Origin of the sequence: Sphingomonas sp. Ant20 (assembly GCF_000783375.1) — a bacterium.
GTDB classification, from domain to species: domain Bacteria; phylum Pseudomonadota; class Alphaproteobacteria; order Sphingomonadales; family Sphingomonadaceae; genus Sphingomonas; species Sphingomonas aerolata.
This window is the reverse complement of sequence record NZ_JRVI01000140.1, coordinates 1-8,815: the sequence shown is the minus strand read 5'-3', so window position 1 is coordinate 8,815 and position 8,815 is coordinate 1. Positions and strand designations below refer to the sequence as shown.

Sequence of the window (8,815 nt, the reverse complement as noted above, 5' to 3'; positions counted from 1 at the left end):
GCGCGAGGGCGCGATCGCGTCGATCGGGTGGCGCGCCGAGACGGTGGCGGCCTGGCTTTCGCTGCTGGCGCGGGTCGGCGGGCCCGCGGATGCCGATTTCGTCGACTGGCTCGCGGTCGACCGGGTCGAGGGACGCGAATTCGATATCGGGCTGCACCGCCGCTGGCTCGACCCGACCCGCCCGTTTGCGGAGGTCGTACTTAAACCCGCGCATGGCGCATTAGTCACGTCGGCGACGCTGACCGGGGGCGGCAGCGCGGAGGAAGGCTGGCAGATCGCCGAGGCGCGCAGCGGCGCACCGCATCTCACCCGCCCGGCCGCGCGGTTCGCCGCGCTCAGCCCGTTCGACTATGCGACACAGGCCGAGGTGCTGATCGTCACCGACGTCAAACGCGGCGATGTGGGCGCGCTGGCCAACGCCTATGCCCGGCTGATCGTCGCCTCGCGCGGCGGGACGCTCGGGCTGTTCACCGCGATCCGCCGGTTGCGCGGCGTGCATGGCCGGATCGCCGACCGGCTGGCGCGCGAAGGGCTGCCGCTGCTCGCGCAGCATGTCGATCCGATCGATACCGGCACATTGGTCGATATCTTCCGCGATGACCCGGGCGCGTCGCTGCTCGGCACCGATGCACTGCGCGACGGGGTCGACGTGCCGGGCGAATCGCTGCGGCTCGTGGTGATGGAGGGCGTGCCCTGGCCCAAGCCGACCGTGCTGCATGCCGCACGACGGCTTGCGGGTGGTGGCGCCGTGTATGACGACCGGCTGATCCGCGCGCGGCTGGCACAGGCGTTCGGCCGGCTGATCCGGCGTGCGGACGATTCGGGCGCGTTCGTCATGCTGTCCGCGGCGATGCCGTCGCGCCTGCTGAGCGCCTTCCCGCCGGGTGTGCCGGTGACGCGCGTCACACTCGACGAAGCGGTGACCCGAGTCGCGGCACGGCTTTCCTCACGCGCCGCCTTGAGGCATGAGGCGGGCGAACCGGCCCGAGGACCCTTATCATGACGCCCGAGCCATGAAGACGCTGACGCTGCTGCGCCATGCCAAGTCGGGCTGGGACGACACGGTCTCGCGCGATTTCGACCGGCCGCTGAACGCCAAGGGCCGCCGCGCCGCGACGATCATCGGGCGGCAGATGCGCACGCTGTCGCTCGCGTTCGACCATGTCATCGCCTCGCCCGCGGTCCGTGTCGTCGAGACGCTCGACGAGATCGTCGCGGGCTATGGACGCACGCTGGCACCCGACTGGGACCGGCGGCTGTATCTGGCGTCGGCGGGGACGATCCTCGACCTCGTCCGCGACCTGCCGCGCGCCGTCGATCGCGCGCTGGTGATCGGGCATAATCCGGGGCTTGAGGATCTGGTCCTGCTGCTGACCCCCGACGTGACCCACCCGTTCCGCGACGCGGTCGAGGACAAATATCCGACCGCGAGTCTTGCCGAGCTGCAGTTCGACATTGACGACTGGGACGATCTGACGAGCGGATCGGCGCGGTTCACCCGCTTCGTGCGGCCGCGCGATCTCGATCCGACGCTGGGGCCCGACGCGGACTGACGCGTCGGGCCGGACTTGTCAGCCCTTGCCCTCGAGCTTCGCCTTCAGCCCCGAAAACGCGTTGACCGGCTGATATTCGTCCTCGCTGATCACCCCGGCGGCGCGCAGTGCGGCCGCGGCATTGGGGCCGCGGGGAAAGGGATCGAGCGCGAGCGCGAGCGTCTCGGCCGCCGCTTCCCCCAGATCGACCGCACCGCCATCGATCGGCACGGTGTCGAGCGCATCGTCCGGCAATTCGATCTCGCCGTCGACCGCGCCGAAATCATCGACGAAGCGCAGCGCGACAGGTTCGTCGATCGTCGCGGTGAGCGGTTCGTCGGTCACCGAACAGGCCTGCACGACCTTAGCCGTCACATGCCCCTTGGCGACGATCCCGCTCGTGTCGCGACGGATCGTGAAGCGCGCCTCGAGCAGGTCGACCGACAGGATCGCAAACCGCGCGGCAAGCTTGCGGCGTTCCTCGGGCGTCGCGGCGAAGGTCACACTGCGATCGCGCTCGCCGATCGTGTCGAGTCGCTCGGGGCGGCTGAATTCGGGGGTCATGGCAGCTCTCCGGCGAGTAGGGTTGATAGCGGGACGCCGGCGAGCGCGGCGTGGAAGTCGGTGAGCGCCGTGCGGACATGCGCGAGCGCTGCGGGCGCGGGCGGATCGCCGCGATAGAGGTTGCGGACCAGCGGCGCGTCGAGATCGCCCGCGGCAAGTCCGTCGCGATAGGCGCCGAGCCGCCCGCCGAGCATGCTCATCATCCGGCCGATATGCTTGCCGACAATGATGTCGCCGATTCCGAGCTCGCGCAGCTGCCCGTCCATGTCGTCGACGAAGCGTTCCGCGAGTCGCGCGGCGGGCTCACCCCCCGACGGCTCCGATTCCATCCGCAGCATGACGAGCGCGAGGACCGCGGCGATCATGTCGAAGCGGCCGTCGACCGTGTCGGGCACCTGCCCGTCGCGATACCAGTGCTCCGCGCGCGCGCGCTGCACGACCGCGGTATAAAGTGGCAGCGCCTCGTCGTGCTTCTCGCCCAATAGCCTGCCGAACCAGCCCAAATCCTGTCGCCTTCCCGTCGCCAATGCGCGGCGGCTTGTTTGCCTGCGCAACCTCGCATATCGAGGCGATCCGCGGCCGATGCAATCGTGCTGCCGCCAGTATCGCGTGACCCCGCCCCGGGAGAGTATATGAGCGTCCTTTCATTCCGCCTGACACGCCGTACGGCCAGCGTCGCGGCGCTCGCGCTCGTCGGCCTGACGAGCGCAGGCTGCACGCAGCTTCGCTCGCATCAGGGCTATGTGGTCGATGTCGACCTCGTCAACTCGGTCCAGCCTGGCGTCGACAACCGTCAGTCGGTGCTCCAGACGCTCGGCAAGCCGACGCTCGCGGGGCAGTTCGACCAGGGTGACTGGTATTATCTGGCACGCGATAGCCGCAACCTGGCATTCCGCAACCCGCGCCCGAACGCGCAGATCACGCTGCAGATCAGCTTCGACCAGCAGGGCACCGTCACCGCGATCCGTCGCGGCGGGCTCGATCAGGTCGCCTCGATCAGCCCCGATGGCAAGACGACGCCGACGCTGGGTCGCCAGCGCGGCTTCTTCCAGGATCTGTTCGGCAATATCGGCTCGGTCGGTGCCCCCGGCACGGCGGCGGCGGTGGCGCCAATACGGGTACGGGCCGCACGCGGCCCTAACGCTACCGGGCGGTCGCGGACTTTGCAGACTCGTACCTTCGCGCTAGGGCGCGGGGCATGACCGACGAGCTCCGCACCGCCGCCCTGGAATCCAAAGCCTGGCCGTATGAGGAGGCGCGCAAACTCCTCAAGCGCTATCCGCAGGGCAAGCAGGGCGCGCCGATCCTGTTCGAGACCGGCTATGGCCCGTCGGGCCTGCCGCATATCGGCACATTCAACGAAGTGCTGCGCACGACGATGGTGCGTAACGCCTTCCACGCGCTGAGCGACACGCCGACCCGGCTGATCGCGTTTTCGGACGACATGGACGGGTTGCGCAAGGTACCCGACAACGTCCCCAATGGCGACATGCTCGCCACGCATCTCGGCAAGCCACTGACGCAGATCCCCGATCCGTTCGGCACCCATTCGAGCTTTGCCGCGCACAACAACGCGATTTTGCGCGAATTTCTCGACCGCTACGGCTTCGATTACGAGTTCGCGTCGTCGACCGAATATTACACCAGCGGGCGCTTCGACGAGGCGCTGAAGGGGGTGCTGCGGCATTTCCAAGGCATCCAGGACGTGATGCTGCCGACGCTCCGCGCCGAGCGCCGCGCGACCTATTCGCCGGTGCTGCCGATCTCGCCGACCAGCGGCATCGTGTTGCAGGTACCGATCGAGGTGATCGATGCCGAGGCCGGGCTGATCGCGTTCGAGGATGATGGGCAGCGGATCGAGCAGAGCGTGCTCGGCGGCAAGGCCAAGCTGCAGTGGAAGGTCGACTGGGCGATGCGCTGGGTCGCACTCGGCGTCGATTACGAGATGGCGGGCAAGGACCTGATCGATTCGGTGACGCAGTCGTCGAAGATCGCGCGCGTGCTCGGCGGCCGCCCACCCGAGGGCTTCAACTACGAGATGTTCCTCGACGAGAATGGCGAGAAGATCTCGAAGTCCAAGGGCAATGGCCTCAGCCTCGACCAGTGGCTGACCTATGGCCCGCAGGAATCGCTGGCGTTCTACGCCTATCGCGAGCCGAAAAAGGCCAAGTCGCTGCACATGGGCGTGATCCCGCGCGCGGTGGACGAATATTGGCAGTTCCGCGGCAATTATGCCGGCCAGGATCTGAAGCAGAAGCTCGGCAATCCGGTCCACCATATCCATGACGGCAAGCTGCCCAAGGGCGAGTTGCCGGTGACGTTCGGGCTGCTGCTCAACCTCGTCGGCGTGATGGGCGATGCGAGCAAGGCGCAGGTCTGGGGCTATCTGGCGAATTACGTCCCCGATGCGTCGGCGGAGAGCTATCCCGAGCTCGACAAGCTGATCGACCATGCGCTGGCGTACGGCCGCGATTTTGTCGCGCCGACGCTCAAGCGGCGTGCACCCGAAGGCGTCGAGATCGCGGCGCTCGAGCGGCTCGATGCCGAACTCGCCGCGCTGCCCGCCGATGCGAGCGCCGAGGATGTGCAGAACATCGTCTACGAGATCGGCAAGACCGGCGGGTTCGAGACCCTGCGCGACTGGTTCAAGGCGCTGTACGAGACGCTGCTCGGCTCCGAACAGGGGCCGCGCATGGGCAGTTTCATCGCGCTGTACGGGATCGACAATTCGCGCAAGCTGATCGCGGAGGCGCTCGCCCGCCCCGCTGCCTGACACTCCTTACGAGGGTATACCCGATGCGCATGTTCTTCGACGACCGGCAGCGGGCGCATGCGCCGACGCAGGAGCTGCACAATGGCGGCTTCACGACCTATGCGGAGATGCCCGCGCGGGTCGATGCGATCCTGGCGGCGCTGGGGCCGGTCGAAACGCCGGCGGATCGCGGCGAGGCGCCGATCCTCGCGGTGCATTCGGCGGCCTATGTCGCGTTCCTGAAAGACGCGGCGCGGTTGTGGCGCGAGGCGGGGCGGACGGGGGATGCGATACCCTATGCGTTTCCGATCCGCGCGCGGCGGCCGCTCGACCTGACGCGGATCGATGCGCTGATCGGCGCGCACAGCTTTGACGCAACGACGCCGATCACCCCCGACAGCTGGACCGCCTCCTATGGCAGCGCGCAGTCGGCGCTGGCCGCGACGCACGCGGTGCTGGAGGGCGACCGCGCGGCGTTCGCGCTGTGCCGGCCGCCCGGCCATCATGCGGGCGCGGACTATTGCGGCGGCTATTGCCATCTCAACACCGCGGCGATCGCGGCGCAGGCGGCACGCGACGCGGGTGTCGCGCGCGTCGCGATCCTCGACATCGACTATCATCACGGCAACGGCACGCAGGACATCTTCTACGACCGCAGCGATGTGTTCTACGCTTCGGTCCATGCCGATCCGCGGACCGACTATCCCTTCTTCTGGGGGCATGCGGACGAGACGGGGGACGGCGACGGTCTGGGCGCGACGCTCAACCTGCCTTTGCCCCACGGCACAACGATCGACGCGTTTCGCACGGCGCAGACGACCGCGCTCGACGCGATCGCGACGTTCGATCCGGGTCTGCTCGTCGTCAGCTTCGGCGCGGATACGTGGGAGGGGGATCCGATCTCGCATTTCGCGCTGACCACGCCCGATTATGCGGTGCTGGCGCGCGATATCGCGGCGCGCGGCTGGCCGACTGCGATCGTCATGGAGGGCGGCTATGCGGTCGATGCGCTCGGCCACAATGTCGACAGCTTCCTGCGGGGATTCTGACATTTCAGGGACGGGTATCGCGGCGGGGACGCCGGCCTATCGCGGGCTGACGCTGGCGATGTTGTTCGCGGGGTTCTCGACCTTCTCACTACTCTATTCGGTGCAACCCCTGCTGCCGTCGTTCGCCGCGCAGTTCGGGCTCAGCGCGGAGGCGGCGTCGCTCGCGGTCTCGCTGGCAACCGGGCCGCTCGCGATCGGGATCCTGTTCGCAGGGGCCGTGTCCGACCGGCTCGGGCGGCGGCCGCTGATGATCGCGGCGATGTTCGCGGCGGGTGCGCTGACGCTGGCGACCGCCTTGGTGTCGGGGTGGAGCGGATTGCTCGTGCTGCGGTTCCTGACGGGGCTCGCGCTCGCGGGGGTGCCGGCGGTGGCGATGGCCTATGTCGCCGAGGAGGTCGATTCGGCCTCGGTCGGGGGTGCGATGGGGCTGTATATCGCGGGCAGCGCGATCGGCGGGATGGGTGGGCGGCTGGTCGCGAGCCTGGTCGCCGATTTCGGCGGCTGGCGGTTCGCGATCGCCGCGGTCGGGGTCGCGGGGCTGGCGATGGCCGAAGCGTTTCGCCGGCTCGCCCCGCCGTCGCGCAACTTCACACCGAGCGGTGGACGACCCGCCGCCCTCGTCCGCGATGCGCGCGCGCTGTTCGCCGACCGGGCGATGCCGCTCCTGTATCTCGAGGCGTTCCTGCTGATGGGGGTGTTCGTCACCATCTATAATTATGCGGGATTCCGGCTGATGGGGCCGCCCTACGGGCTCAGCCAGTCGGCGGTGGGCGCGGTGTTCCTGCTTTATGTGCTGGGGTCGATCAGCTCGGCGCGGTTCGGGACGCTCGCCGGGCGGCTGGGGCGGCGGACGATCTTCTGGGTGCCGGTGGTGGTGCTGATCGCGGGCGTCGCGCTGACCGCGATGCAGCCGCTGGTGCTGGTGATCGCCGGGATCGCGGTGGTGACGATCGGCTTCTTCGGCGCGCATTCGATCGCGAGCGCCTGGGTCGGGCGACGCGCGCAGAATGTCGCGGGCGGTGGCGCGCGCGGGCAGGCGGCGGCGTTCTACCTGTTCTTCTATTATATGGGGTCGAGCGTGCTGGGCTCCGCGGGCGGGTTCGCGTGGACGCATGCCGGCTGGCCCGGCGTGACGGACTTTTGCCTGGTCGTCGGCGGTGCGGCACTGGCGATCGGGCTGAGGCTGCGCGCGGTGCCACCATTGCGGGTCGAGCCGGTGGCAACGCCGCGGATGCCGGTGCCCTGAACCTCAGCGCGAGGCGATATCGATCGCGTCGCCCGGTGGCAGTTCCGACAGCGACCGCGCGACCGCGTCTGTGGCATCCATGACGCGCAGCATGTTGCCGCCGGCGAGCCTGGCCATGTCGGCATCGCTCCAGCCGCGGCGCGCGAGTTCGGCGAACAGCAGCGGATAGCCGTCGACGCCGGTCATCCCCTCGGGCCCGGTGCCGTTGATCCCGTCATAATCGCCACCGAGGCCAACATGATCGCGGCCAGCCACCCGCGCGATATGCTCGACATGATCCGCAACGGTCGCGGCGGTGACACGCGGTTCGGGATGGTCCCGGTCCCAGGCGACCAGCGGCGCAGGCGAACGCGCGCCATAGACGTTGGCGGGCACGCCTGCAGTCTTGGCTAAGGCGGTCCGGTCGGCATCCCAGGCCCGCCACGCGGTCGAGACGAAGGCGGGATAGAAATTGACCATGACGATCCCGCCGTTTGCGCCGATTGCGGCAAGCAGGTCGTCGGGAATGTCGCGCGGTGCATCGGTCAGCGCGCGGGCGCTGGAATGCGAGGCCATCACCGGCGCCTTGGCCGCGGCAAGGACCGCGCGCATCGTCGCGTCGGAGACGTGGCTGACATCGACGATCATGCCGATCCGGTTCATCTCGGCGACGACCGCGCGGCCGAAATCGGTGAGCCCGTTCGCCCGCGGCGCATCGGTCGAACTGTCCGCCCAGTTCAGGCTCTTGCCGTGCGTCAGCGTCATGTAACCGACGCCGAGCGCGCGGTACTGGCGCAGCACGGAGAGGCGCCCGTCGATCTGGTGCCCGCCCTCGACCCCGATCAGCGACGCGATCCGCCCCGCCTTCTCGATCCGACGGATATCGGCGGCGCTGGTCGCGCGTTCGAGCGCGGCGGGGTTGGCGGCGACGAATCGGCGGACGATGTCGATCTGTTCGAGCGTCATCTCGACCGCGCGCGGGCCGGTCATATCTGCGGGGATCCACACCGACCAGAATTGTGCGCCGACACGGCCCTTGCGCAAGCGGGGAATGTCCGTCTGGAGCGGGCGTGTGTCCGCAGCGAGATCGAGCGATTCGACCTTCGCGCCGTGTACGTCGCGGATTTCCCAGGCGAGGTCGTTATGGCCGTCGATGACCGGGGTCTTCCTGAGCACCCGGTCGACACGTGCCGCGACGCGGGGGTCGGGGGCGACCGGCGCCACGCTTGCCTGCGCGGCGATCAGGAGCAGGGCGGTGATCATGCCGCGCCATCGTGCCCGCCGCATCGCACGGCGGCAAGGGGATCAGTCGTCGTCCTCGGGGGGGCCGAGTTCGTTGACCCATTCCTGATTGTGGACGACGGTCGAGCGGACCGGGCGCCCCGCGGCGTCGAGCCAGGGCCGGTAGCGATAGCGCAGTTCGATCAGCCGGCAGGTGGTCGCGTCGAGCACCGCATTGCCGCTCGAACGCGTGATGCTGCACCCGGTGACGCGGCCGGTTGTCTCGACGGTGTAGCGGACACCGACCACGCCGCCCGCGCCGATGATCGCCTCCGCATTGGGGAAGTCCCTGTTCCTGAACCGCCCCTTCAACAGCCGCGGCGGGCTCTCGTCACCGCCATCGCCGTCGCCGTCGCCATAGCGGCCGCTGCCGGTACCGTCGCCCTCACCGCCCGCGCCAGTGCCGGGCCCG

Annotated in this window: 9 protein-coding genes and 1 pseudogene; 6 read left to right on the top strand and 4 right to left on the bottom strand. The window is 68.9% G+C overall.

The features are described 5' to 3' along the window. Both NI18_RS15355 and NI18_RS15350 read left to right on the top strand, forming a co-directional pair. A partial coding sequence (locus tag NI18_RS15355) for a helicase C-terminal domain-containing protein (RefSeq protein ID WP_037531149.1) occupies nucleotides 1-1,003 on the top strand: 1,003 nt, incomplete at its 5' end. A 10-nt stretch (nucleotides 1,004-1,013) separates the two neighbouring features. Continuing rightward, complete coding sequence (locus NI18_RS15350; RefSeq protein WP_037531145.1) at nucleotides 1,014-1,553, top strand: histidine phosphatase family protein; 540 nt, start codon at nucleotides 1,014-1,016, stop codon at nucleotides 1,551-1,553. An 18-nt stretch (nucleotides 1,554-1,571) separates the two neighbouring features. Here NI18_RS15350 and NI18_RS15345 read toward each other — a convergent pair whose 3' ends face one another. After that, complete coding sequence (locus tag NI18_RS15345; protein ID WP_037531143.1) at nucleotides 1,572-2,096, bottom strand: YceD family protein; 525 nt, start codon at nucleotides 2,094-2,096, stop codon at nucleotides 1,572-1,574. Then, on the bottom strand, nucleotides 2,093-2,599 hold the full coding sequence (locus NI18_RS15340) for a ubiquinol-cytochrome C chaperone family protein (protein WP_031441775.1): 507 nt from the start codon (nucleotides 2,597-2,599) through the stop codon (nucleotides 2,093-2,095). The genes NI18_RS15345 and NI18_RS15340 overlap by 4 nt, the downstream gene beginning before the upstream one ends. A gap of 129 nt (nucleotides 2,600-2,728) precedes the next feature. On the opposite strand from NI18_RS15340, the pseudogene bamE reads away from it, so the two are divergent. The 4 genes and pseudogenes from bamE to NI18_RS15320 all read left to right on the top strand — a co-directional run bounded on the left by bamE (nucleotide 2,729) and on the right by NI18_RS15320 (nucleotide 7,143). After that, nucleotides 2,729-3,237, top strand: a pseudogene (bamE, locus tag NI18_RS15335) (outer membrane protein assembly factor BamE). Between the two features lie 57 nt (nucleotides 3,238-3,294). Then, nucleotides 3,295-4,869 (top strand): lysine--tRNA ligase, encoded by a 1,575-nt coding sequence (locus NI18_RS15330; protein ID WP_037531141.1) that lies wholly within the window; start codon nucleotides 3,295-3,297, stop codon nucleotides 4,867-4,869. Nucleotides 4,870-4,892: 23 nt separating this feature from the next. Next, nucleotides 4,893-5,897, top strand: coding sequence for a histone deacetylase family protein (locus tag NI18_RS15325; RefSeq protein WP_031441774.1), 1,005 nt, complete (start codon nucleotides 4,893-4,895; stop codon nucleotides 5,895-5,897). After that, nucleotides 5,869-7,143, top strand: coding sequence for an MFS transporter (locus NI18_RS15320; RefSeq protein WP_037531152.1), 1,275 nt, complete (start codon nucleotides 5,869-5,871; stop codon nucleotides 7,141-7,143). Before NI18_RS15325 ends, NI18_RS15320 begins: the two co-directional genes overlap by 29 nt. Nucleotides 7,144-7,146: 3 nt before the next feature. Here NI18_RS15320 and NI18_RS15315 read toward each other — a convergent pair whose 3' ends face one another. Next, nucleotides 7,147-8,385, bottom strand: a complete 1,239-nt coding sequence (locus tag NI18_RS15315) for a dipeptidase (protein ID WP_031440444.1) — start codon at nucleotides 8,383-8,385, stop codon at nucleotides 7,147-7,149. A 42-nt stretch (nucleotides 8,386-8,427) separates the two neighbouring features. After that, a partial coding sequence (locus NI18_RS15310; RefSeq protein WP_037531140.1) for a TonB family protein occupies nucleotides 8,428-8,815 on the bottom strand: 388 nt, incomplete at its 5' end.